Raw genomic sequence first — 26,969 nt, 5'->3', positions numbered from 1 at the left:
CTTATCAAAAAAACGACTACATCACCATTACATCAATGAGAATAATGCAAGGAAATTTAGTATAAAATAAGGTTTATAAGGGATTAGTACAATGGGGCTAAATATCCATCATGAACTGGGCAAGATTCCCATCCATGCCCAATCCCAGCTTTTTCCGCAGTCGGTAGCGCTTTATTTCTACACCCCGGATCGAGATTCCCAGAACCGGGGCCATTTCTTTTGTGGAAAGGTTCATGCGCAGGCATGCTGCCAGGCGCAGTTCCGAAGGGGAGATTGTGGGTGCGAGTTGCCGGAGCCGTTTGAAGAACTGCTCGTGCACCTCGTCGAAGTTTTGTTCAAAAAGCATCCAGTCGTCCTTGCCGGCCACATTCCGCTCAATGCTATGCAGCAGTTTCTGGTAATGTATGTTAGGCAATTGCTGGCCCATTTCTGCTTTCACTTGTTTCAGTTCGTCGCGGATTTCTTCCAGAATCTCGTTTTTACGCACAACATTAATCGCAATGTTGCTGAGTTGCTGGCTTTTGCTTTGGATGTCGCTTTGCAACTTTTCATTCTGGATCTGCATAATTTGGCGTTCGCTGGCGAGTCGCTGCTGGCGAAGCTTTTCCTCCTGCTCCTGCATAAGCCTGTTCCGATGTCTGCGAAGACGCTTTTCCTGGTAAAATATCAATCCAAGAAAAACGAGACCTATCAATACGGTGAAGAGGATTTTGGCAAACAACGTTTCACGCCAATAAGGCTGCACGCTGAAATGGTAAGCCGTAATGCGATCATTCAGACTGCTCCTGACTTCGAAGACATATTTCGTCGATTCCAGATTGGTAAATTCAACAAAGTTCTGATCTGTCCATTCCGACCATTGATCTGAAAGACCACGAAGCCTGTATTTGTATTGCGTGCTCTGTCCGTAAACTGGTAACGCGAAATTAATCCGCAATGATCGCACGCTCGACGGGAGCGCCGGTTTCCCCGAAATACTGAAGGATTGAGACAAATTCCGAAGATTAGCCACCTTTCTAACAATGGGCGGTGCAGGCGGTTCAATGTTTTTGGCACCGGACGAGCGGTTATAAAGCGCATAACCATTGTCCAGGCAGAAAAAATAATAGTTCTCAGACACAGGGATAATGGTTTCGCTATTTCGAACAAGCGGCAGTGGCAGGTTATGGATCTGATTGTCGGACGCATAATAAGTTATCCGATTGATAAAAACTTTGAACCAGTCACCATTTACACCCGTCCGGACTTTGAAAGCTTCATCTTCATCTGTTTGGGCAAAACTGGCTGACGTTTTCAACTTGTTATTGGCATCAGGTTCCAGAAAAACAGAGCCGGAGCGTACATATAAGCGGTTTTTCCATTCCATAATCTCTACCGCAAATTCCCCGGGCAGATCGGCAGGCGCCTTAAATTCTTTCCAGTGATAAGCAGAGTCCAGCGCAGGCGTGAGTTTGGCCACAAATAAGCCTCTGTATGCGTGCCCGAGCCAGAAAGCGCCTTTTTGATCCCGGACTATCTGCCTCACCGGAATAGGCGGGATGCCCTTAACCGGATAAGCGTAAGCCCATTGCTGCTGATTGTTCTTTTTATAAACGTGCAAACCATTATAAGAGCCCTGTAAAAGAAGCGACTCATTCCCCGACTGAATCGGTAACATGACCCATCCCCCTGTAATGCTGGATAATTTTGTAATGCCTTTTTCATCAATGCGGTAAGTAGCATCATTATGCCCGCAGATTAGCTGATCATCAAATACTTGCAAATTCCAGGTTTGTCCTTCCAAGCCGGGAACAGGCTGAAAAGGCTCCGTGGAAAGCCATTTTTTTACAAAAACCCCTTTGTTTGATCCCACATACAATTTACCCCGCCAGATAGCAGCGGCGTACGTGGAGCCTAGCGGATTATCATTGGTTTGATAAGAAATGACGGGGGACGACATTTTAATCATATCTATTCCCTGGTCCAGTCCAATCCAGAGCTGTTTGCGCCGGTCTTCGGTCAGCGCCAGCACGGTGTTATTCTGCAATCCGGTTTCCTTATTGAAATGATATTTGAGCTTTCCGCTCTTTTCAATCACGTACACGCCCGATTGAATGGTCCCGAAAACCAGGCTGCTGTCCTGCCTGAGCATGATTGCCCTGTTAATAATGTTCGTCTTCAGCTCTTCGGAAAGGGGGATTTTCCAGGGAAGAAGCACGCCGTTTTTCCATAAAAACAGGCCATGTTTGAATGTAGTTATCAGAATTTGGCCATCAGAAAAGGGCAAAATCGCTGATACAATCACGGACGAAAGCGGCTGCGTGCCAGCCAGCTTTTCAAATTTGCCGCCTTTGAGCTCATAAATGCCTTTTCCGATGGTTGGCAGGAAAAGGCGGTTTTGCACATATCTCAAAAACATGAAATTTCCCGGTGTTTTCAGCTCAGTGAGGTTTTGGCCGTCGTATCGATAAATTCGGGAGAAGGATTGAAAGTAAATGTGCGCGGGAGTTTTGGTAATGTGCCAGATCTCCTCTGTTTTCAGACTGGCGAAGTTGGCACGCTTGCTGAGGGAGTAATATTTCAGCTGTCCGTCCAATTCTTTTTTCCAATAACCAAACTCGGAAAAGCCGCCCACATAAATGCGCTGCTCTCTGGTGACATTTTGTTTCAGAACCTTTCCCATAAGCGCATTGGGAACGGTTTCATCGCAAAGAACTGTCCTTACTATCTGCCTGTCGGGCAGGGGATAAAGCTTCCAGGCAGCTCCGTCATATTCCATGAGGCCGTCGGAATTTGCGGCGTAAATGATCTGGTCGGAAGTTTGGTCAACAGCCCAGTTCTGGTTGTGCGCTTTGTAAAGTGAAGACGAATAATTGATCAGCGGAGGGGTTTCCTGGGCCTTCGCCGCAAATATGATTACAAGAAAAAGGAGTAAAGCCGTACATAAGTCAGCCTTATATTTTTTAGTTAAATGAAAAAAAGGGTAGTGTGTCATATGTTTTAATGCGCTATCCGCTATTGAAAACTATAACGTCAATAAATGAAAAAAGTACTTTCTCTGATTCTGCTTTCCTCGTCTGTTGCCTTCGCGCAAGTCAAGCCATCCGACGATAATACTAAGAATGATATCCGCTACAATCTTAACGATTCCGGCTCACATTATGTGAAATTCACATTTACCAATCAAACCTGGCTGCGCTTCGATGAAAGTAATCCCGGAACCACGGTTTTGGGTGATCCTAGATCCAATACGTTTGACATTGGTCTGCGCCGGACCCGCGTGCAGTTATTTGGGCAGATTACCGACCGGATCTTTTTCTACACGCAGTTTGGGATGAACAATTTCAATAAAGTGAGCGCATTTCCAGCCTATAACAATGCAGGAACGCCTAGTAACCGCAAAGTTGCCGCCTTTTTTCATGATGCGCTGGGAGAATATGAAGTGCAGCGAAAAGGCACCAACTTCATCCGTTTTGGGGGCGGGCTTACGGTGGTGAATGGTCTTTCCCGGTTTTCCCAACCAAGCATAGGAACCATTATGACAATGGACGTTCCGGTTTTTGCACAGGCCACCGTTGACCAGACGGATCAGTTTTCGAGAAAGTTAAGTGTTTACAGCCGCGGGCAGATCGGTAAATTCAATTACCGCATTGACGTTGCCGACCCTTTTCCAGTTGAAACCAATGGCGCTGTCCCACCTGCTCTTGGCTTGAATTCCGTTTTTGCGCAACGAAAAAATCACAAGCAATTTCAGGGTTTGCTGATCTATAATGTTTTCGACACAGAAGACAACACTACGCCGGGTTATATGACGGGAACCTATTTAGGCAAACGCAAAGTCCTGAACATTGAAGCCGGGATCATTTCCCAGCAAAACGCGACCTGGCGGAGGGTTAATACGGACACGGTCTACAATAACATGACGCTTTGGTCTGTGGCGGCATTTATGGATATGCCTTTGAATAAGGACAAAGGGACTGCCGTTTCGGCATATCTGGGGTATTTTAACACGGATTATGGCAAAGGTTACCTGCGCTATAATGGCATTATGAATCCGGCGACTGGAACGACGCAACCGATCCCGGGCGTGGGTGCGACGCAAGGGAATGCGTATCCTATGTTTGGAACAGGAAGCGTTGTATATGCGCAGGCCGGTTACAAATTTAAGGATGGTTTGCTGGGAAGCCAAGGCACGCTAATGCCTTACGCATCCTTACAACGAGCTGATTATGTACGCCTAAATGATGCTTTGAACGTGTATAATGTTGGTGTAAACTGGCTTATCAAAGGCCACAACGGCAAGATCTCTCTCAACTACGAGAACCGACCGGTTTATCGCGCCGGCGCGATTGCCAACGAGCTCGATGTATACACGCGCCGGGGAACATTCGTGCTACAATATCAAATTTCGATTTAATACATTTCAAATAAAAAATGTCATCACTACAGAAAAAACGAATTTCTATATTGATGACATTTAAGCAATTTCCGTCATCTTTAAGATGACGGAAATTCACATATTATAAGTTTAATGCGCCATTCATGGATCTTACAGCCTCGGCCGATTTTTCAAAAGCAGCTTTTTCAGAGTCTGTCAGTTCAAGCTTAATGATCTTTTCCCAGCCTTTTCTACCCAGCACAACCGGAACACCCATACAGATGTCATTCTGCCCATATTCACCTTCCAGATAAACGCTGCAGGGAACAATGCGTTTTTGATCACGGACGATGCTTTCAACTAAAAGCAATGTGGCCGCACCCGGTGCATACCATGCCGAAGTTCCGATGAGTTTGGTCAAAGTTGCGCCGCCGACCATGGTATCCGCCGCCACTTTTTCCAGTTCATCTGTGGAAAGGAAATTGCTAACCGGAAGACCATTATAAGTCGCCAGTCTTGTCAATGGGATCATGGTTGTGTCACCGTGACCACCGATCACCATTCCGTGGATATCCAGCGGAGAAGCGTTCATAGCCAGTGCCAGATACGTTTTGAAACGCGCACTATCCAAAGCGCCACCCATTCCGATCAGTTTTTCTTTCGCGATGCCCGATTCTTTCAGCGCCAGGTAAGTCATCGTATCCATTGGGTTGGAAACCACGATAATGATGGCGTCTGGCGAATATTTAAGAATATTTTCAGTAACTCCCTTTACGATTCCTGCATTGATCCCGATCAGTTCCTCGCGGGTCATACCAGGCTTGCGCGGCAAGCCGGAAGTAATCACAACCACATCAGAACCCTTGGTTTTTTCATAATCATTGGTTGAGCCGACAGGTTTTGTATTGAAGCCCAATAATGCGGCTGTTTGATACATATCCAGCGATTTTCCCTCGCTAACGCCTTCTTTTATATCCAGTAAAACGACTTCCTCAGCCAACTCACGACGAATAATATTATCGGCAGTAGTTGCACCAACGGCGCCTGCTCCCACAACAGTAATCTTCATAAAGAAATATGGTTAATTGTATAGAAATTAATGCTTTTTAAATTTTCTCCTAAAAGTAGGACACATAATTTGTTTAAACCAAGCGGAATGAAATTTTTTGCCTGAAAAGTCTTGGGCTCAATCCGAAATGCAATTTTTTGCGTATCTTAATAGTTATATCGGCATTATAAACCACTTTTTCTTGCTGTATACAATGGACAACGGGTCAATGATATCAAGGATTTTAAAGTCAATTTTTTTCAAGACGGCAACCGGAAAGGCTGGCCGTTATGTGCAGAGTTCAGCACGGTTGTTTGAGCTCGCCAAAGATGTAATGGGCAAAATGAACCGGGTGGGGTTCAAGGAAAATTTGTCGGAAGTGGCATCGAGCGTGCAGCTGCTGATCAGGATGGTGAGAGCTTATGCGGCAGGAGAATATAAGGGATTACCATGGAAAAGTCTTATTTCAATTGTTGCGGTTTTGATTTATTTTGTTTCACCAATTGACCTGATTCCGGACTTTCTGCCCGTGATCGGGATCGCAGATGACGTCGCATTGATTGTTTGGCTGATCAAGACAATGGGCGGTGATATTGCAAAATTCAGCCAGTGGGAAAAGAGTGAAAAAACGATTAACATAGGATAAAACAGAACCGTTTAGTAGTTTCTGTAGAAAAGAATTTTTATTTTTGTAAACATTAAAAAAGAAACAGATATGGAATCAGTAACCGTTTTGGCATTTATGGGATTAGGTGGACAAGAGATCTTTTTGGTTGCCTTGTTCGTTTTACTATTCTTCGGTGCGAAGAAAATTCCTGAGTTGATGCGCGGTTTGGGGCAAGGTATCAATGAGTTCAAGAACGCTACTAAAGACGTTAAGGAAAATATTGAAAAAAGTATGGAAGACCCCAAATAGCGCTTCCATCTTATCGAAGTTATAACAGAGCCTTTAAGGGTATACTTAATGGCTCTGATTCTTTATTTACAACCCCACAAAGAAATTACATTGAAAGAGTATCTGACGCTGGCCGAGATTCAGGAAGATTTGCGTGGAGGCGATTTGACATGCGTCAAGTTAGTAAGTCATTATTTGCAAAATATCGAGTCCAATCAACACCTGAACGCTTTCGTTGAAGTCTATGCCGACGAAGCCAGGCAAGCAGCCATCGCCGTTGATGAGAAAATAGCCAACGGAACCGCAGGAAGGCTTGCCGGATTAGTAATCGGACTCAAAGATGTGCTTTCGCACAAAGGACACGGTTTACAAGCCGGAAGTCAAATTCTCAATACATACATCGCTCCCTACACGGCCACAGCCGTTCAACGGTTGTTGGATGAAGATGCCATTGTAATCGGACGTCAGAATTGTGATGAATTCGCAATGGGCTCGTCCAATGAAAATTCATCATTTGGTCCTGTACTGAATGCGGCTGATCCTACCAAAGTGCCGGGCGGATCTTCCGGAGGTTCCGCAGTTGCGGTTCAAGCTGGTTTATGCCATGCGTCATTGGGCAGCGATACGGGCGGTTCCGTGCGTCAGCCTGCCGCATTTTGCGGGGTTATAGGTGTAAAACCTTCTTATGGCAGGATTTCCAGATATGGCCTGATTGCCTATGCATCATCATTTGACTGCATTGGCCCGATTACGAAGAGCGTTGCGGACGCAGCACTACTCATTGAAATCATGGCCGGAGCGGATAATTTCGACAGCACGGTTTCTACGAAGGAAGTGCCGGCTTATTCGCAAAATTTGGAATGGTCAGGCAAGGCGAAGATTGGTTATATCCGTGAAAGCGTTGAAAGTGAAGCAATAGCACCTGAAATTCGTCAGCAGACTCTGGATATGCTCAACCGCTTGCGCGCTGAGGGCCATGAAGTGACGCCGGTAGAAATTCCATTGGTTGATTCGCTACTTCCTACTTATTATATATTGACAACGGCCGAGGCCAGTTCCAATTTGTCCCGCTTTGATGGTGTCCGCTATGGCCACAGAAGTGCCGAAGCGACGGATTTGGAAAGTTTATACAAAAAGACACGCACAGAAGCTTTTGGTGAAGAGGTGAGGAGAAGGATACTGCTGGGTACTTTTGTTCTGAGCGCAAATTATTATGACGCATACTATACCAAAGCGCAACGCGTTAGAAGATTGGTGCAGGAGGAAACAAACAGATTTTTTGATCAGTTCGACTTTCTTATTTCACCGGTAACGCCAACAACCGCGTTTACAATCGGTGAAAAAATGGAAGATCCGTTGCAAATGTATCTGGCTGATATTTTCACAGTGCAGGCAAATGTGGTGGGAAATCCGGCTGTTGCAGTGCCAAATGGATCAGACGAAAATGGGATGCCTATTGGAATTCAGATAATGGCTCCTTATTTTGGTGAATTGAAAATGCTTGCTTTTGCTCAGTATCTTACAGAATTGAATCGAAAGTCGGCAGCAGTTTTGGATACAAATCATTGAGGATCAAAGAGAAACATGAATGCATTCTTTTTCTTCCGGCGTTTTTAAACGATGTTTGTATTTACCCTCAGGTTACATAGTAAATAATCGTGCCGGAATGACAGGCAAGTTTCAGAGTCGTTCCGCAGCGAAATTTTTTAAGTTTAGCGTAAAATGTATTAGAGATTATTCTAGTTCATCAGGCAGATTTTCAGAACGATGAAAATCTTAACAAGGAAATTTTATTTGTAAAGAGTTCATTTACAAGTAGTAGCCATTGAAAACCGGGAATTGATTAACCTTCAAAAAACATTTATTGATGAGGATTTCGAAAAAAGTATTGTGGCTCGGAGCCGTGTGTGTAGGACTAGGAACTGTGCCAGCTATGGCAATTATTCCACAAGAGAAGTTAGCATTCGAGCAGGATACACTGGAGAAAATTATAGCAGCAGAAGAAATGGCGATCCCCGCCTTGCCTGCTGTTGAAGAATTTGGCAACACACCGGCTATTTCCGGAGAGCTTTTGAAAGAGCGTTTCGCCAAGCTCGAAAAATCAATTCCCCTTACCTATCACAAAACTTCTCACGAGTTTGTAGAATATTTTATTTATAGAAAGGCAGAATTCACTCAGACAATGATGGAGAAGATGCCACTCTACTTCCCCATTTTTGAAAAAACACTGGCTAAGCACGGCTTGCCGACAGAGCTGAAATATCTGTCCATGATCGAATCAGGCTTAAACCCGACGGTCATTTCGCATGCAAGAGCGGGTGGTTTATGGCAGTTTATGCCAGCGACCGGCCGTGAGTTCGGACTATATCAGGACAAATACATTGACGAACGCTTCGAGCCGGTAAAAGCAACCGAAGCTGCCTGCCGTTATTTAAAACAACTATACAATATTTTTGGTGACTGGGAGCTTGCACTGGCTTCTTACAACACAGGCCCGGGCAATGTGAAACGCGCCATGCGCCGCTCGCACGGAACAACTTTCTGGACTATTTATAATGTTCTTCCGCGCGAAACCCGCTCGTATGTGCCGCAATATGTGGCGATGAACTACATGATGAACTACGGCAATGACCACGGCATCTACCCTGCACAGGCCGAGTTCCAGATCCCGAACGACACCATTCATATCAATGGCTACATTGACCTGCTGGCATTCTGCAAAAACAGTAGCATTGATTTTGAGGACATTAAAAAGTTAAATCCACAAATTACCAAGACTTCTTTACCTGACCAGACCCGCGATTTTGTACTCAAAGTGCCAAGCATGCAGTACACTTATCTGGTAAGCAACCGAAACTCCATTATGGATTCCTGCACCCGCAGACTGCTTTTGCAACCCAATGTTTTGGTTGCGAAACTGGACAGTGCTGCCTTGGATTCTATGGGCAAAAATCCTGCATTTCCTTACGCAATGGTGAGCCAGGAATCGACGTCTGAATATGATGAAGATCTTGACGAGGGGCGTGACGAAATAGTTTTACAAAAGACACGTACAAAAAGAGCTACACACACCGTTAGAAGAGGAGAGAATTTAAATTCGATTTCAAAAAAATACAGGGTGTCGGTTTCTGAGCTGAAAAGATGGAATCACCTGCGCCGCAATAATATTAACAGAGGTCAGCGCCTGGTTATTCTGAAAGAGGTTAAAGTGCCTGTTCGCGGATCAAGAGTTGCAGCAAATTCAACTCCGGCTGTTAAGAAAGAAGTTGTTAGAAACGACAGACATACTAAAAAGCGTTACCACACAGTTCAAAAAGGAGATACGCTTTGGATCATATCACAACGTTACGGACTGGAAATCGGACAGTTAAAAAAGAAAAACAGGATCAGAGGAAATGCGATCAAGCCTGGCCAAAAATTGATTATTTCCAGCTAGTGAACAAGAGTCAATTACACATACTATTTATATGATTGCCTACGTTAACGGAACTGTAGTCTACAAAGATCCGGCTTATGCCATTATTGATGTAAACGGATTAGGCTATGAAGTTCGGATTTCTTTACAAACCTATACTTCACTGCCCGAACTGGGCGAACGCTGCAAGCTTGTAACGTTCCTGAATATACGGGAAGACGCCCACATACTATACGGTTTTTGGGGAAATGATGAAAAAAAGCTCTTCCTGGACTTGATCGGCATATCGGGCGTAGGCCCGTCAACAGCCCTGGTCATGCTGTCGTCGCTTTCTTCATCAGAAATACGGCAAGGAATTATTGATGAAGACCTGCGATTGATCCAATCCATCAAAGGCATCGGTTCCAAAACTGCTCAACGCGTAATACTTGAATTAAGGGATAAGATTCGCAAGGAAGATCTGGTGTCTACCGGCCCAAGAACCATAGACAGCCCTTCCGGCACTTTGAAAAGTGAGGCGTTGGCTGCACTGGTTACACTGGGAATCCCCAAAGCCACTGCAGAAAAAAGCCTTGACTTAATCATCAAGCGCGAAGGGCATGAGATCACCGTTGAGAATCTGATAAAACTGGCACTTCGATAACGGAACTGTAATGATATTTGGTGAAAAAATTTACGATAGCAAAGTCGTTCTGATGGATTTGATTGTAGCTGCAACCTTCTCTAAATAAGTATATTACCTTGTCATCAACGATTTACTCCTTTCTTTTTAAGGCGATAAGCATATCAACAGGCGCTGTTCTGTTAGCCAACGTATCCGTTGATATGAACGAACCTTATTCCGGGCAGGCGCAGGAGTGGGCAATGATTGCCGACACTGTAAGAGAAGATACTTCCAAAAAGAAAATCGATAGGTCTGGTAGCCAGCTTATTATGCGTTGGAAAGATTTTTATTCCAACCGCGTTGCTGAGCCGAGGCCCCGTTCCCCATTCTACCTGCGTGACCCTGCAAATATTTCCATTCAACTGGATAGTGCGGGCAAAGTAGCCGTTTCCGAAAGCATTCAAACACCGGCTGGTAACTTCAATTACCGTGCGCCCGAACGGATGGATCTTTCGACTTATGACAAAATTCAGGAGGATAGGGCATTCAAAAGTTTGCTTCGCGAATATGCAGGCAGACAAGATGGGAAAAGCGCAATGGGTTCGAGAGGACTCTTACCGAAACTGGACATTCCGCCAGGCCTTTCCAAGTTGCTGGGAGACGATTTTATCAATTTCAAACCAACCGGCTTTGTATCGCTGGACCTCGGCTTGATGCACCAGTTTTTGGACAATCCCGCCATACCGATCAGGCAGAGGAGAAATACACAATTTATTTTTAATGAGCAGATTAGCATCAATTTTGATGCCCGGCTGGGTGATCAGCTGGGTTTTCAGACCAACTTTGATACCAAGGCTAACTTCAACTTTGAAAATGCTATTAAGCTAAATTATAAAAATCCGGAAGAGAGTTTCATTCGGAAAATTGAAGCAGGGAACATTAACTGGGCCATTAATAGCCAGTTGATTCCAGGTGTTCAGAATTTATTCGGTTTAAAAACCGATTTTCAGTTCGGGAGACTAAGCGCCACATTTGTTGCCTCACAGCAAAAATCAAGTAAGGAAAGGATCGTTCTGAGAGGCGGCGCACAAAGCAGGGACTTTGAATTGCGCGCTGACACTTATGACGAAAACCGCAACTTTTTCTTATCCCAATATTTCAGGAATATTTACGAAAAGTCGTTACAAAATACGCCCACGATCACCTCGGGTGTGACGGTCACGCGTATGGAGGTGTATGTTACAAACCGCACAACCACAACAGAATCGCTCAGGAACGTTGTGGGTTTCGCCGATCTGGGCGAACCGGCTCCTTATAAATCCGCTAATCCAAGTTTACAGCCCATTCGTGCGACTTCGCCCGCTGATAATGCTGCCAATGGTTTATATAAATCGCTGACATCTAACGAATCTTTCCGTCAGGTTGATAATACGAACAGTGCAATCACCAGCCTCGGATTGGAAAGGACGGTTGATTATGAACTGCTTCGTGGCGCGAAAAGACTGATCGCCGACCGTGATTATTCGTTTCATCCGCAGCTGGGCTATATTTCCTTAACCAATGCATTGCGGAATGATGAAGTGCTGGCCGTTTCTTACGAATACACATTGAATGGACGGTCATTTAAAGTTGGAGAGCTTACAGAAGATTACCAGGCGCGCAGGGATAATGAAGTGATCGCATTGAAATTGCTGAAATCATCGACCATCCGAAATAACACGAAACTTCCGATGTGGAACCTGATGATGAAAAACGTTTATTCATTGGGTACCAGCCAGATGGATAAGCAAGGTTTTCAATTACGCATTATTTATAAGGATGATCAAACGGGAATCGATAACCCGAATTTGCAGGAAAGCAGCATTGCCAACATTCCCTTAATCCGTTTAGCGGGCCTGGATCGGTTAAACCCGGTAAATGACCTGCAACCCGATGGGAACTTCGATTTTGTGGATGGAATAACGGTCGATAGCAGGTCGGGGCGTATCATTTTTCCTGTCCTTGAACCATTCGGCAGCAATCTTTCGAGGAAATTTGGCGCTGGCGAAGAGCAGTTCAGGAATAAATATGTGTTCCAGGAGCTTTATTCAACAACCATGATCGATGCGCAGCAGATCTCTGAGCGCAACAAATTCTTCATCAAGGGATCTTACCAGTCGAGCGGTGGGGCAGAAGTTCAGCTGCCATTCGGCGTGTTGGAAACATCCGTTACCGTTACTTCCGGAGGCGTGCCGCTTTCACCAGGTTCCGATTACATTGTCGAAGCGCAAATTGGGCGTGTCAGGATACTGAACAGCAGCGTGATGAACTCTGGCCGGGAGATTGTGATTGAGTACGAACGTCCAGATATGTTCCAAAATCAGATCCGTTCCCTGCTCGGAACGAGGTTAGATTACATGGTAAGCCGTGACATGAGCATTGGTGCCACCATAATGAAATACAGGGAGCGCCCGGCTGGGTTTCTGTCCAGGGTTTCTATTGGAAATGAGCCGGTTAACAACACAATGCTCGGTTTTGATATCAATTTCAGAAAAGATGTTCCTTTCCTGACCAAATGGCTGGATGCATTGCCTTTGATACAGACTAAGGAAATGTCAAGCATTCAGTTCAAAGGTGAATTTGCAAAATTGCTTCCGGGCGTTTCAAAAGACGTTAACAATCGTTCGTTGGTGGATGATTTTGAGGCGACGAGAACCATATATGATCTTTCCAGGCAGCCTCAAAAGTGGCGCCTAGCGGGCGTTCCGCCAAAATTCAGGCAGAGCACGGACGGTAAGACGCTGGATTATGCGTATAGGAGGGCCAAGATTTCTGCTTACACGGTTGACAACATTTTCGGTGGTGCGCAGGGGCTTGGCGGCGGCGGTTATGATCCGCCGGGAAATTTTGATGACGACGACCGTAAATATTATTACGAACGCCTTTATTTACCCAATGAAATTTTCCCAAACCGCCCCATTGCCGGGCTTGTTTCCTATCCGCAGAATGTCCTGGACATTGCATACTATCCGAGCGAACGCGGAATGTACAACTATAATGTTGACCTGGCTGCGGATGGCCGTTTGAAGAACCCGCGACAAAATTTCGGTGCGATCAGCCGCGCGATTACTTCTGATAATGACTTTGATAACGCGAACATTGAAAGCATTGAATTCTGGATGCTGGATCCATTTATCAATGATCCCAAGCTAGGTGCAGTTAGAGACGGAACCGAAGATAAACCTAATACCACAGGCGGTAAGCTGGTTTTCAACCTGGGCGACATTTCAGAGGACGTGATTCCTGACGAGCGTTATAATTTTGAAAACGGGCTTCCTATTGTTCCAAAACAAGTTGGGGTGAACGTGGATTCTACGGCCTGGGGCTATGTTACCAAAACGCAATATCTGATCAATGCATTCAGTAACGAATCCGGCGCGAGGGAGCGGCAGGACGTTGGTTTGGATGGATTGAATAATGATGAGGAGCGTACTTTTTTCAAAAGATTCATTGATCGCTTGCCTGCTAACCTTACCGCCGAGGCAAGGGAGCGGATTTTGAGCGACCCTTCCGGTGATGATTTCCAGTTTTTCCTGGGAGCAAGCCTTGATAGTGCGGATCAAAAAGTGCTTGAACGTTACAAAAACTACATTGGCATGGAGAATAACTCTCCCGAAAGCCTGGGAAGAAATGCGGATGTAACGCCCGCTTCTACCAATGTTCCTGACGGCGAGGACATGAATGTCGACAACACGATCAATGACAATGAGTCTTATTACGAATATGAAATTGATTTAAAACCAAACCAGTTGGCGGTTGGGAACGGATACATTGTTGATAAAACGGTAAACACGGCCGACCAGCAGACCTGGTATCTTTTCCGGGTTCCGATTAAAGAATTTTCGGGGATCATCGGGAATATGAACGGCTTTAAGTCGATCCGTTTCATGCGGATGTATCTTACTGATTTCCAGCAGCCTGTTGTCCTTCGCTTTGCGCAATTGCAGATGGTTGGTCAGCAATACAGAAAATACACGTCTAACCTGGATGCGCCTGGCTTGCAGGAAGTTCCTGAGCCTTACGACGCGAAATTCACTGTCGGCACGGTAAGCATTGAGGAAAACAGCCAGCAGCAGGGCAGCGGTTCCACTAATAAATATGTATACGCCATTCCTCCGGGTTGGAAACGGGATCAGGACAACACGCAACGGCCACCTCTTTTGCTCAACGAGCAATCCATGAGCCTGTGCGTGACAGACCTGCGCGATGGAGATTCAAGAGCCGTGTTTAAAAATGTGAACCTGGATCTGTTGTTCCGTAAGAGACTGCGCATGTATGTGCATATGCAAAACGAGCAGAATGAGGACCGTATGGTGGGCGCATTTATGCGAATCGGGACAGACCTTACACAAAATTATTACGAAATAGACCTGTCCAGCCTGAGGTCAACATTACCTAATCAAGCGAATGAGAGGGATGTTTGGCCGGAAGAAAATGAATTGAACATTGCATTGGCCGACCTGATCGAAGCCAAAGCGCAACGCAACCGGCAGCTTGACCGAAATCTGAGCGTGCCGTACACAATCACGACCGCAGATGGGAAATACAAACTCACGGTTGTTGGTAACCCGGATCTAAGTTCGGTGCGGGTGATGATGATCGGGATGCGAAACCCGAAATCCCAGGACGAACGCGCGAAAAGCTTTTGTATTTGGGTGGATGAAATGCACGTAGAAGGATTTGACGACACGGGCGGGGTTGCGGCCATTGCCCAGCTGAATGCGAAACTGGCTGACTTTGCAACATTAACCGCTTCCGGAAGACTTGAAACGTTTGGTTTTGGAAGTGTGCAGCAACGCATCGGCGAGCGTTCCCGTAATTTCACGACGGAATATGGTGTCTCAACAAACATTGCTTTGGACAAACTTTTACCGGTAAGCTGGGGATTTAGTATTCCGTTATTCCTGAGTTATGACCGGCGCAATGTAAAGCCGCATTTCAATCCGCTCGACCCGGATACACCGCTGGAAACGTCGCTGGGGAATCTGCAATCGGATGAGGAACGGGACGGTTACCGGCGTATGGTGGAAGAAAATGCCGTCAAACGAGGGATTAACTTTTCCAATGTCAGGAAGATCAAGACCAAGCCTGGGGCAAGAAACCATTTTTATGATTTTGAAAACTTCTCCTTTACCTACGCATTCAGTGACGATAAACGGAGGAACATTCTCACGCAGGAATATGCGCAGCGCAATTACCGTGGAGGCATTTCTTACGTGTATAGCAGCCAGCCGAAACCCATGGAGCCGTTCAAAAACTGGAAAGCAACCAGTCGCTGGGCCGATATAATCAAAGATGTAAACCTTACATTGTTGCCCAACATGGTGTCTGTCCGGACGGATGTGGACCGCCGGTTCCTGAAAACGCAGCTGCGGAATGCGGATCTGACCACAGATGGGATTCAGCCTTTGTTTGAGAAATATTTCTGGTTTAACCGTTATTATGATCTGAGCTGGAATTTAACCCGGAACATGACATTGAGCTACAACTCAACGGCGAACTCGATCATTGATGAGCCGATGGGTGACATTAATTCTGCTGAGAAAAAGGATTCGCTCTGGACCAATTTCAAGAAGCTGGGCCGGATGAAGAATTTTGACCAGAAAATTGACCTTACTTACCGCTTGCCGCTCGATAAAATCCCGCTTGTGGACTGGATGACGGCCGATTACAAACATTCTGTCGCCTATCAATATCAGGCCAATGCTTTTGGACTAAAAGACACATTAGGCCTGCCGTTTGGGGACATTATCCGTAACAGCAAAGAGCGCGGAATTACGGGTAAGGTGGATTTTGTGCTGCTTTATAACAAACTGCGATATCTGAAATTTGCCAACACACCTTCCGCGGGACGCAAGAATTTTGCAAGAAGCCCGGGTGATATTGAGGAAATAGATATGCGTACAACTGACATTCTGAAAAGCGTGACGCGTGCTCTAATGACCGTTCGCGGGATTAATGTGAGTTATTCGATTCAGGAAACAACGGCGCTTCCGGGTTACCTGCGTGCACCGAAATATTTTGGAATTGACGACACCAATGCGCCGGGATTGCCATTTGTCCTGGGACAGCAGGACCGGAATTTCCAGATTAAGGCGGCTGAAAAAGGCTGGATCACAAAAAGTGAGCAGCAGAATATGCCTTTCCAACAGACCATTGCAAAGAATTTTTCTGCTAACACCACCTTGGAGCCGTTTAAGGATTTCAGGTTGATCATTGAGGCGCGGCTTACGCGGCAGGATGCTTATCAGGAATTTTACCGGCCCGATGCATCCGGCGAGTTTGTGTCACAGAGTCCGTTGCGCAATGGGCAGTTCAGCATGTCGTTCATGTCCTTCCGGACCGCTTTTGCGAAAATGAACCGGGACAACTCTTCGCCGGTTTTTGATAAATTCAGGGCTTACCGTGCGATTTTAAGGGATCGTTTGAATGCAGAGAATGAAAGCGGAGGAGAATATAATGAGACTTCCCAGGACGTTTTGATCTCGTCTTTCTTTGCGGCTTACACGGGCAAAGATCCGGCGACCGTTCGGACAAACCCGTTCCTGAAATTCCCGATGCCCAACTGGGATTTGAGTTATAATGGTCTTTCTCAGCTGGCTGGCTTTAAGCGCCTTTTCAGCTCATTTACATTGCGTCATAAATATATGTCGCAATACAGTGTCGGAAACTTTACGTCTTCGCTGGATTACGAAGCGCTTTATGTGAATTTGTCTGTTACGGGATATCCGTTGTCCTCTCGCTTGAACGAATTGGGTCAATACATTCCGGTGTTCTCCATGAGCACAATCACATTGTCTGAGAAATTCCAGCCGCTTGTTGGCGTGGAATTCCGGACGCAAAGCAGGGTTACCGCGCGGATCGAGTACAACCGCGACCGCACCATTGCATTGAACTTGTCCAATTCACAAATGGCGGAACTGTTCAATCAGGATGTAACGGTGAACATTGGTTTTACCAAAAATAATGTGGCCATTCCGTTTAAAATCAATGGGGTTAAAAAGAAGTTGAAGAATGATATGACCATGCAGCTGGGCCTTACCTTCCGCGATACGAGATCGATTCAACGGAAGTTTGATGGTGAAAATATTCCTATTGCCGGTAACATCAACTTCCAGCTCCGGCCGACGGTTAATTATATGGTTAACAACCGTTTGAGTGTGCAGTTTTATTTCGACAGAACATTTAATGATCCACTGGTTTCCAATTCCTTTTACCGCGCAAGCACTTCCGGCGGTGTGCAGCTGAAATTCAATTTGGCCGAATAACTTTTTGATTTGGAAAATACGGCCGACATCCTGTAATTTGCGTTACTAAAGATGTTTACAACTTACCTGATCAAACCATGAATTTCCCGTCAGAACTTAAATATACAGAGGATCACGAGTGGATTCGCTTCGATGGCGATATAGCGACCATTGGCATTACCGAACATGCGCAGAACGAATTAGGTGACATTGTGTATGTCGATATCAATACGGTAGGAGATGCTCTTGGAAAAGGAGAGGTTTTTGGGTCGGTTGAAGCGGTAAAGACAGTTTCTGATTTGCTTATCCCTGTTGCCGGAACTGTGCTGGAAGTGAACGAGGAACTGGACGGCGAGCCCGAACTGGTTAATACAGATCCTTACGGACGCGGCTGGATGGTAAAAATCAGTTTATCAGATCCCGATGATCAGAGTGGTTTAATGTCCGCAGAAGAATATGAAAAGTTTATAGGTGCCTGATATTAGGTTGAAGCTCCGTTTGGAGCTTTTTTTTTGTTTTGAAATACGCATATGAAATTATTAATTCGTTCAGCTCAGATCATTGACAAAAAATCTCCGTTTAACGGCCAGATTAAGGACATTTTGATTGAAGGCAAAAACATTAAATCAATAGGGGATAAACTCGATGCGGGAGATGCGGAAGTAATAGAGGCGGATGGCTTGTGCGTGTCTGCTGGCTGGGTGGATATGCGTGTGGCATCCCGTGATCCCGGCTTTGAGCATAAAGAGGATTTGACTTCGGTCCGCGCCGCAGCGTCGCATGGGGGCTTTACGGAAATTGTATTGCTGCCCAACACCGAGCCGGTTGTGCATAGCAAGGATACATTGAACTACATTCGCCAGTCGGGCAGTGGCGGGCTGGTGAAACTGCACGTGGCAGCGTCGGTAACGCGCAAAGCCGAAGGCGTTGACTTCACTGAAATGATCGATCTGCATGAAGCAGGCGCCATAGCATTTACGGACGGCGAGCATCCCGTGCAGAATGCCGATTTGTTTTTAAAAACGATATTATATTTACAACCGCTCAATGCGCTGCTGATGAACCGCCCGGAGGACAGGCAACTGACACTCTACGGACAAATGCATGAGGGCTTGACAAGCACTTTGATCGGCATGAAAGGAATTCCTTCGCTGGCCGAGGAAATGATGCTCAACAGGGATCTCAAATTACTCGAGTATGCGCTTGAAAAAAGCATGTACAAGTCTGACTCTCCTGCATTGCACGTTTCATTAATCTCTACAAAAAGAGCCGTAGAACTCATTAGGGAAGCAAAAAAGAATGGTTTGCCCGTTTCCTGTGACATTGCGGCGCACCAGGTCGCATTTACAGACAGCGATCTGATTGATTTTGATACAAACCTGAAAGTGAACCCGCCATTCCGCTCTGCCGAAGACGTGAAGGCCATTCGGGAAGCGCTCGCGGACGGAACGATCGACGCCATTGTTTCGGACCATAATCCACATGACGAGGAAAGTAAAAACCTGGAATTCGATCATGCTGATTTTGGTATAACCGGCCTGGAAACGGCTTTTTCCCTTGCATTCATGTACAGTGGATTAAGTTTGGAAGACATTATCGAGAAGTTCACCTCGGGACCGCGACGTATTTTGAGATTACAGGATCCTTTATTGGAAGAAGGCGCGCTGGCGAACCTGACTTTCTTCGAAAAGGACACAAACTGGACATTTACTAAAAGCTTTTCGAAATCAAAAAATACACCATTTCTGGGACAAGAGCTGCGTGGAAAAGTGAGAGGCGTTGTCAATAACGGAAAACAGGAATGGTATTTATGAAATCAATTATCGCATATTTTAACAAACCCCTTTTAAAAGTCTCCCTGATATTTGGATTGATCACCGGAGTGCTTGTTTTCGCATTTTTCCTGGGACTTTATGCCATGGACATTGTGCCGTTTGGCAATAACAAGATCCTTGATTTTGGCATACACATTATCCTGATTGCCGGCGCATGCTGGTATTACCGCAAATATGTCGGCAATGGATTTCTGCATTTGTGGGAAGCATTAACGATCGGTTATGTGGTGAATACAATTGGTGCGCTGATCGCCGGGTGGCTCATGTACTTTTTTGTGACTTACGGCGACCCCTCGGTTTTTACCGATTACCTGGCCGAAATGAAAGCATTAATGCTCGAAGGAAAGGCAGAACTGGTGAAGAACATTGGTGAAGCAGAATTTAGCAAAATGTATAACGGGGTAGGAAGCATGAAGCGTTCGGAGATCATTATGGACGAAGTGAGCAAGAAAACGGTGATGGCCATCATCCCGATCCTGGTCATTTCGCTTATTTTCAGAAAGCAGGATTACGGTGTGTTTCATAATAAATCTTAAATTTGATTACCAGGAAATTGCCTTACCTAAACACTTTTTAATATGGAAGAACAAGCCTCAACTGCTCGTGTAGCGCTGAAATACGGCGTGCTGGCGTCCGTGGTAATCATGATCTATACGACAATTATCAACATTGCCGGATTGTCACAGAACAAGGTCTTATCCTCTTTGGCGTTTGCTTTCATGATCGTAGCCATTGTTTTGGCTATGAAGAATTTTCGTGAAAAAAATAATGGTTTCATGTCCTATGGCGAAGGATTGGGACTGGGCACATTGGTTTCTGCGGTGATGGGTTTGCTGAGTTCTGCCTTCACCATGTTTTATATGCAGTTCATTGATAACACGTTACTGACGCAAGGAATGGACAAAGTGCGTGAGGATATGGAGCGGAAAGGCATGGACGATTCGCAAATTGACCAGGCTATGGAGTTGTCCCAGAAATTCATGTCGCCCGGGATCGTGTTTGCAATTGGTGTATTCGGCTATGTGCTGACCGGCCTGGTAATTTCACTGATCGTAGCAGCCATTATCCGCCGCGAAAAGCCGGTTTTTGAATAAAATCTGAAAGCATTCCTGCCGCTTAAATTTTTCAAATGTGTTTGCAATTTTTCAAAAGGAAATAGGGAGCTTTTTCAATTCCCTGATCGCCTACATTGTGATGGCCGCCTTTTTAACTGCGATCGGCCTGATCGTCTGGGTTTTTCCTGATTCCAATATTCTCGATTATGGCTATGCCGATCTGGGCTCGTTCTTCCAGCTGGCTCCGTATGTGCTGCTTTTTTTGATTCCGGCCATTACGATGCGCTCCATTGCCGAGGAAGCCCGGAACGGTACATTGGAACTGCTGCTGACCAAGCCGTTGCGTAACAGCGAGCTTGTACTTGGCAAATTTTTGGCAAACTGGGTCTTGGTAGCGATCACGCTTTTGCCCACACTCATTTATTATTATAGCGTTTACAAATTAGGGAACCCCGAAGGTAATGTTGATTCTGCCGCAGTTTTCGGCTCTTACATTGGCCTGTTGCTATTTTGCGGCGTGCTGGTTTCCATGGGGATCTGGACCTCTTCACTGACCGACAATCAGATCGTAGCGTTCATCGCGAGCGTCTTTATTGCCTTCGTTTGGTATGTGGGTTTTGGCGCATTGGCACAACTTGCAGGAGTAGGATTGGCTGCCGAATTGCTTAATTGGGCAGCACTGGATCAGCAATACCTGGCGTTAGGAAAAGGGCTCGTCGATTCCCGAAACATCATTTATCTTCTGAGCCTCATGGCATTATTCTTGTTCCTGGCGTACATTAGGATTGAAAAAATAAGAAAATAGGCCATATCTCTGGCCTTTCCGCAAGAGTTGGCATTACATTGATCTTTTCTTGTGTGTTGTTCGTATATGAATAAAAAACACACTATGATGAATGCAATATGTACCCATGCCGGAAGGCCTCCTTTATCGCAGGTAATCAGCGTTTTTGATGGCTTAAACCCGGTCGCAATAATTTACAATAACGGTGACCGGTTCTTCAGAAATTTCGTTAGATTGCCAATTCATAACATACAATTAAATGTTAAGCAACTCTTGGCGACTAGTAAGTTAAAATACTCGGAAGAGGAATTGGTGTTAGCTCTAAAAAGAAACGAGCGAACAGCTTTTGAATTTCTGTACGACCATTACTCAGGCGCTTTGTTTAATATCATTTCAAAAACATTGAGGGACGAGGAGAGGGCCGCGGATGTATTACAAGAGTCTTTCTTGAAGATCTGGAAGAATATCGCTTCTTACAATCCGGAAAAAGGAAGATTATTTACTTGGATCATGAATATTGCACGGAATGGTGCGATAGACGCCGCGCGAGTCGAAGGAAGAAAACCAGCGATGGATGATATCGAAAACAAGGCAGTTCTGAACGAAAGGGACGTGTATGAAGATTCACTGACATCCAGTTCGGAAATGAAAGCAATTGTGAACATGCTGAGGCCCGAAAGGAAGATCCTCATTGACATGGCCTATTTTCAGGGATACACGCATGAAGAAATATCCGAGGAGCTGAGTATCCCGCTGGGAACTGTCAAATCAAGGATCCGGACAGCATTACAAGAGTTAAAACAATACTTTGCAGTATGAATATCCAAGCCTACATAGAGTCCGGTATATTAGAGGAATATGTATTGGGCACTGTTTCTCCTCAGGAAAAACAGGAAGTGGAGTGCATGTCTCATATTTATCCCGAGATAAAAGAAGAGCTGCTACGGACTGAGAGCGCATTGGAAGAATATGCACTGAAACATCAGACACCACCTCCTGCATCATTGAAAGAGTCGCTTTTTGCAAAAATGAACTTTGATTCCGCGCAGGAAATAGAAAATACGAACATTGACGAAACAAGGGCCGAAGACGCTGACAGCGAGCCGGTTCCCGTGATCAGTACAATCCGTCCGGTAGCACAGGATGAACCGAGAGTGATCGATAATGTCTTTAATAGTGTTGAAACCAAGGTGGTAACACCATTCTGGGCAAAACTGGCAGTTGCAGCTGCCGTGTTGCTAGCGCTGTTTGCCGCTTGGTCGGCTAGCCAACTTACTGAATACAAAGGTAGTAATGAGCAGCTGGCATCGGAAATGAGTGGTATGAAGACTGAAATGGCGACTTTGCGACAAGGCTTTGAGTATAACCAATCGCTTGCAAATCTTTTCCGCGATCCAGGTTATAAATCTGTTCATCTGGCCGGTTTACCAAAATCTCCCGGAAGTTCCGTGTCGGCATTCTGGCATATTGCTACAAACAAGGTTCTGCTCGATGTGCAAAATTTACCGAAAGCGCCTGCTGGTAAGCAGTATCAGCTTTGGAGCATTGTGGACGGCAAGCCGGTTGATAACGGGATGATCGATCAGGAATTTTCCGGAAAGGTCCTTACCATGAAAAACACAAAACCAGGCGCAGTTGCTTTCGCTATCACACTTGAAAAAGAAGGAGGCGTTCCTTCGCCAACTATGGAAGAAATGTATGTGATGGGGAAAGTAGTTTAAAAAGAATGAAGCGCAGAAATTTCCTGGGAAGCATTGCACTGGGGGGCAGCTTGCTTTCGAACAAAGAAGATAAAATACAAAATCCGGATTCTTTGCAGCAGTCGAAAGACCCTGCAAAGAATCTTTTTTTTGAGGCCGATATGGTCGTTGCCGGTGGCGGTTTAGGCGGCTGTGCAGCTGCATTGGCCGCATTACGCAATGGCCTATCCGTAATCCTGACCGAAGAAACCGACTGGCTCGGCGGCCAGCTTTCCCAGCAAGGCGTCCCGCCGGACGAGCATCAATGGATTGAAACACACGGCGCTACGCAGCTTTATCGGGATTTTAGGACAGTGATCCGCCAATATTATATCAACCATTATCCGCTTACCGACGAAGCCAGGAATCGTAAGCATTTAAATCCCGGTGACGGCGCTGTTTCCCGCCTCTGCCATGAGCCGCGTGTAGCGGTTGCCGTTCTCAACGATATGTTCATGCCCTACATCAGTTCGGGCAAGCTGACACTGTTGATAGAACATAAAGCCATTTCGGCGGACGTCGATGGGAATAAAGTCCGGTCATTGGAAGTGGTGAATGTTAAAACAAAAACCCGCTCCAAGCTCTCCGCACCCTATTTTGTAGACGCCACAGAATTAGGCGACCTGCTGCCAATAACCGGAACAGAATTCGTAACCGGCACAGAATCCAAAAGTGAAACCAACGAGCTCCACGCACCCGAAAAGGGCAATCCTGAAAACAACCAGGCATTCACCGTTTGTTTCGCGATCGATTACCGGCCGGGAGAAAATCATGTGATCGAAAAGCCAGTTGAATACGCATTCTGGAAGGATTTTATTCCAAAAATGACCAAACCCTGGTCGGGAAAGTTGCTGGACCTGTCCTATTCCAATCCCAAAACATTGGAGCCGAAACAACTTGGATTTCACCCGGCAGGCATCAAAACGGGCGATATGCTGAACCTCTGGAATTACCGCCGGATCATCAGCAAAGACAATTTCAAACCCGGAACCTACGCAGGCGACATTACCATCGTCAATTGGCCCCAAAACGATTATTTTCTGGGCAATCTTATCGGAGCCAGCCAAAAAGATTTCGAAAAACACGTCAACCGCGCCAAGCAGCTCAGCCTATCCTTGCTATACTGGCTACAAACCGAAGCCCCACGCCCCGACGGCGGCAAAGGCTGGCCCGAAATCCGCCTCCGCAAAGACATTATGGGAACCGAAGATGGCCTCGCCAAATACCCCTACGTCCGTGAATCCCGCCGCATCAAAGCCCTTTTCACTATTAAAGAAGAACACGTAGGAGCCGAAAACCGCGCCATAGCAGTCGCCAACGGCGCCCCAGGCTCCAAAGACAAAGCCTCCAACTTCCACGACAGCGTAGGAGTAGGCTACTACCACATCGACCTGCACCCCAGCAGCGCCGGAGATAACTACATTGATTTCGCATCATTGCCATTCCAGATTCCGCTAGGCGCATTGCTGCCCGTGCGGATGGAAAATCTGCTTCCAGCAAATAAGAACATTGGCACAACGCACATTACGAATGGCTGTTACCGCCTCCATCCGGTTGAATGGAGCATTGGGGAGGCTGTGGGATTATTGGTGAAGTTCGCTGGGGAGAAAGGTGTGGCGCCGCGGGTTGTGCGGGAGCGGGAGGAGTTGTTGATTGGGTTTCAGGGGTTTTTGAAGGGGGAGGGGGTTGAGTTGGGGTGGTGAGGGTTAGAGCTTAATACGATCTAAGGGTATTATCTAGCTCAAAAAAAAATTGTCAGAGTTCTTCGTCCATAAGTTCTGAAGGAATTGTAATTGTTTTCTTAAACGCTTCGATATTAGAAACGTTAAAAAATCTTAAAATAAAGACTGGCATAAAGAAAGCAAAGATGACTGGACCAATCATTGCCATAAGTAAAGATCCTAGTGAATCCTTCTTGATTTTCTCTATGTTGTTAAATAATTCAGAAAAATTCCACTGATTGGAACTCAATAATATTAGGATCCCAATAAGCGCGATGCCAGCTGCCGCAAGAAATGGAATTAAAATTTGTAGTCTCCATTTTTTTACTTTTTTTGAAATAAATGCATTACGAGCAATAGCTATAAGCTTATTTTTTGCGATTATCTTCTCTTTCCGTTCATTAGCAAGTTTTAATTCGAGTTCACTTGTCTTAGCTTGATAACTGAGCTCTTGTTTGTCGATATGTTCATTTTTTTGTTTAAGTCTTAAACGCTCCTTGCCAACCTTCGTAACCTGTAATTGAAATTTTTGTAATAAACCATCTAATTTTTCAATCCTATTGTTTTCTTCAATAAGCTGTTTGTTTGCTTCGTCTTTTAATTTTATTACAAACTCTTCCTTACTCGTTTCGGCCAACTTGTTTAACCCTTCAATGTCTTTTAACTGGCGATTCGAAATACGTGTAGATATTAATATAATGTCTTTATCTGATATTGATTCATCGCGGTATTTTTGGATATTATCATCTAATTCTCTTATTATGCTTGCCTTTGGCAAAGATCTACTTAGTGTAAATGCTACAATAGATGTAAGTCCAATGTCTATAAAGTCATCATTATCAGAGTTTCTGTTAATTCCCGGATTAGATAGCCATAGAATATTCAATAGTTCATCGGCTCGAATAGATTCGTTTTGAAATTCAATGTAGCCTTCATTGCTAAGTGAGGTCTGCGAAAAAGAGTTATTGACAAACCAGCAATTGACTTTTTCAAAGTCGCGTATAGGCTTACCACGCTTTTCTCTCACATAAAAAATTGCTGTTGCGTCATGTAATGCTGAGACTTTTGAATTTCTTACATCTTTTAGATAATTAAATTCTTTACTGAATTTTGCAATATTTTTCCATTTCTCTGTGTGCGGTATGATATTAATTCCTTCCCCATGTACCAAATCTTCAATATTGTCAACTATACGCTCAAGATCACTGCCGTTAAGCCTTCTTCTTTCGCAAGCATTGTAAATGTCTTCTGGATTAATTCTTTTGCCTAGAAATGTATTTGAGAAATTCTCAGCCTTTTTTTTGAGAAGGAACTTTATTTCGTCAATAGTGTCTGATAGAATTGAGAAATTATATCCAATGTTTCTGCAAACTTCTAGCAACTTGTTGCACGTATGAGTCGATTCAGGAGTATTTAGGTCTAATAAACTGACTACAAAGTTCGTGTCTAATAACAATTCAACTTTATTGGCATAACTATCTGTCTTAAACTCTAAAAATCCAGTTATTATCGAGCCAAGATATAAGCGTTTAATTATTTCGTAAACATGAGGTATTTTCTTAAAAAAATCGACAAACTTAGCCTCTATTGTATAGTCAGTTCCATTGCTTACATGTATGTTAGAAATATATCTTGATATTGACATCTTATTTTTTTCAATGAACCTCAAAACAGACTGATTAGCTTCGGGCTCAATATTATTGATTTTTAGAAAGTCTAAGAATAGTTTCTCTATTGTGGTTACATCTCTTTTGCTTTCTTGCAAACTTTCTTCGTAATCCACAAAATAAAACTCTTTTAAAAGGAATGAATTGTCATTAAATAACTGAAAATTTATCACTCCTCCCTCATTGACCTCCGATTCTATTTTTTTTAGGATCGACTTTAATACGGGCAGCGGAAAATCAATAGAGTATATTTCTGATGCGTATCGCTGAATTTCCAAGATGGATTGCCCTTTAGATATACCTTGTTCATTTAATTGGTGTAGCGCACGTTTAATAAGGGGTACGAAAGCGTCGATTGGCCCTTTCATTAAAGTTCCGGTATTTCTTATATGTGCGAGTAGGCTATAAGTTATAGCTTTGTTTTCCTTCATGAAACAAATAGGTGAGGGCTATCAGCTCATTTATATTTTTAAATATTGTAAATATAAATAAATATCTACTTATTATGCTATTCTTACATTCTTTAAAGATTACTGCTTAGCCAGCATTATAAGTCCTAAACA

18 protein-coding genes are annotated in these 26,969 nt (G+C 44.8%); 15 read left to right on the top strand and 3 right to left on the bottom strand.

The genetic code is table 11. The features are described from left to right. Positions 1-97: 97 nt before the first annotated feature. Positions 98-2,974 (bottom strand): triple tyrosine motif-containing protein, encoded by a 2,877-nt coding sequence (locus NFI81_RS16035; protein WP_234611436.1) that lies wholly within the window; start codon positions 2,972-2,974, stop codon positions 98-100. A 45-nt stretch (positions 2,975-3,019) separates the two neighbouring features. Between NFI81_RS16035 and NFI81_RS16030 the strand changes: the two genes are divergently transcribed. Then, positions 3,020-4,396: a hypothetical protein gene (locus tag NFI81_RS16030; RefSeq protein ID WP_234611437.1), complete on the top strand. Its 1,377-nt coding sequence runs from the start codon at positions 3,020-3,022 to the stop codon at positions 4,394-4,396. A gap of 103 nt (positions 4,397-4,499) precedes the next feature. Here NFI81_RS16030 and mdh read toward each other — a convergent pair whose 3' ends face one another. Continuing rightward, positions 4,500-5,426 (bottom strand): malate dehydrogenase, encoded by a 927-nt coding sequence (gene mdh, locus NFI81_RS16025; RefSeq protein ID WP_234611438.1) that lies wholly within the window; start codon positions 5,424-5,426, stop codon positions 4,500-4,502. 208 nt (positions 5,427-5,634) lie between these two features. Here mdh and NFI81_RS16020 point away from each other — a divergent pair, with 208 nt between their 5' ends. From NFI81_RS16020 to NFI81_RS15955, 14 genes are all read left to right on the top strand, one after another. Further along, positions 5,635-6,051, top strand: coding sequence for a YkvA family protein (locus NFI81_RS16020; protein ID WP_234611439.1), 417 nt, complete (start codon positions 5,635-5,637; stop codon positions 6,049-6,051). A 69-nt stretch (positions 6,052-6,120) separates the two neighbouring features. Next, positions 6,121-6,321, top strand: coding sequence for a Sec-independent protein translocase subunit TatA/TatB (locus tag NFI81_RS16015; RefSeq protein WP_026631334.1), 201 nt, complete (start codon positions 6,121-6,123; stop codon positions 6,319-6,321). Between the two features lie 90 nt (positions 6,322-6,411). After that, entirely contained in the window at positions 6,412-7,869 is a 1,458-nt protein-coding gene (gene gatA / locus NFI81_RS16010; protein WP_234611604.1) for an Asp-tRNA(Asn)/Glu-tRNA(Gln) amidotransferase subunit GatA, read from the top strand. Between the two features lie 298 nt (positions 7,870-8,167). Beyond that, entirely contained in the window at positions 8,168-9,736 is a 1,569-nt protein-coding gene (locus NFI81_RS16005; RefSeq protein WP_234611440.1) for a lytic transglycosylase domain-containing protein, read from the top strand. Between the two features lie 31 nt (positions 9,737-9,767). After that, on the top strand, positions 9,768-10,358 hold the full coding sequence (ruvA, locus tag NFI81_RS16000; RefSeq protein WP_234611441.1) for a Holliday junction branch migration protein RuvA: 591 nt from the start codon (positions 9,768-9,770) through the stop codon (positions 10,356-10,358). A gap of 182 nt (positions 10,359-10,540) precedes the next feature. Then, positions 10,541-17,626, top strand: coding sequence for a T9SS outer membrane translocon Sov/SprA (gene sov, locus NFI81_RS15995; RefSeq protein ID WP_234611442.1), 7,086 nt, complete (start codon positions 10,541-10,543; stop codon positions 17,624-17,626). 77 nt (positions 17,627-17,703) lie between these two features. Next, positions 17,704-18,084, top strand: a complete 381-nt coding sequence (gene gcvH, locus NFI81_RS15990) for a glycine cleavage system protein GcvH (protein WP_234611443.1) — start codon at positions 17,704-17,706, stop codon at positions 18,082-18,084. A 51-nt stretch (positions 18,085-18,135) separates the two neighbouring features. Beyond that, complete coding sequence (locus NFI81_RS15985; protein WP_234611444.1) at positions 18,136-19,419, top strand: dihydroorotase; 1,284 nt, start codon at positions 18,136-18,138, stop codon at positions 19,417-19,419. After that, positions 19,416-19,976 carry a DUF4199 domain-containing protein gene (locus NFI81_RS15980; RefSeq protein WP_234611445.1) on the top strand — a complete coding sequence of 187 codons (561 nt, stop codon included), beginning with the start codon at positions 19,416-19,418 and terminating at the stop codon, positions 19,974-19,976. Before NFI81_RS15985 ends, NFI81_RS15980 begins: the two co-directional genes overlap by 4 nt. 42 nt (positions 19,977-20,018) lie before the next feature. Then, a complete protein-coding gene (locus NFI81_RS15975) occupies positions 20,019-20,534 on the top strand; it encodes a DUF4199 domain-containing protein (protein ID WP_234611446.1) in 516 nt (171 codons plus the stop codon). A gap of 37 nt (positions 20,535-20,571) precedes the next feature. Continuing rightward, a complete protein-coding gene (gene gldF / locus NFI81_RS15970) occupies positions 20,572-21,300 on the top strand; it encodes a gliding motility-associated ABC transporter permease subunit GldF (protein ID WP_234611447.1) in 729 nt (242 codons plus the stop codon). A gap of 252 nt (positions 21,301-21,552) precedes the next feature. Further along, entirely contained in the window at positions 21,553-22,098 is a 546-nt protein-coding gene (locus tag NFI81_RS15965) for an RNA polymerase sigma factor (RefSeq protein ID WP_234611448.1), read from the top strand. After that, positions 22,095-23,000, top strand: coding sequence for an anti-sigma factor (locus NFI81_RS15960; RefSeq protein ID WP_234611449.1), 906 nt, complete (start codon positions 22,095-22,097; stop codon positions 22,998-23,000). The genes NFI81_RS15965 and NFI81_RS15960 overlap by 4 nt, the downstream gene beginning before the upstream one ends. A 5-nt stretch (positions 23,001-23,005) precedes the next feature. Continuing rightward, the gene (locus NFI81_RS15955) at positions 23,006-24,721 is read left to right on the top strand and encodes an FAD-dependent oxidoreductase (protein ID WP_234611450.1); all 1,716 of its coding nucleotides are present in this window, start codon (positions 23,006-23,008) and stop codon (positions 24,719-24,721) included. A 52-nt stretch (positions 24,722-24,773) separates the two neighbouring features. On the opposite strand, the gene NFI81_RS15950 is transcribed toward NFI81_RS15955, so the two are convergent. Further along, positions 24,774-26,837: a hypothetical protein gene (locus NFI81_RS15950; protein ID WP_234611451.1), complete on the bottom strand. Its 2,064-nt coding sequence runs from the start codon at positions 26,835-26,837 to the stop codon at positions 24,774-24,776. Between the last annotated feature and the right edge of the window lie 132 nt (positions 26,838-26,969).

This window comes from Dyadobacter fanqingshengii (genome assembly GCF_023822005.2).
GTDB classification, from domain to species: Bacteria; Bacteroidota; Bacteroidia; order Cytophagales; family Spirosomataceae; genus Dyadobacter; species Dyadobacter fanqingshengii.
Note: the sequence above shows the minus strand (reverse complement) of the source record. Positions and strands in the feature narration are given on the sequence as shown.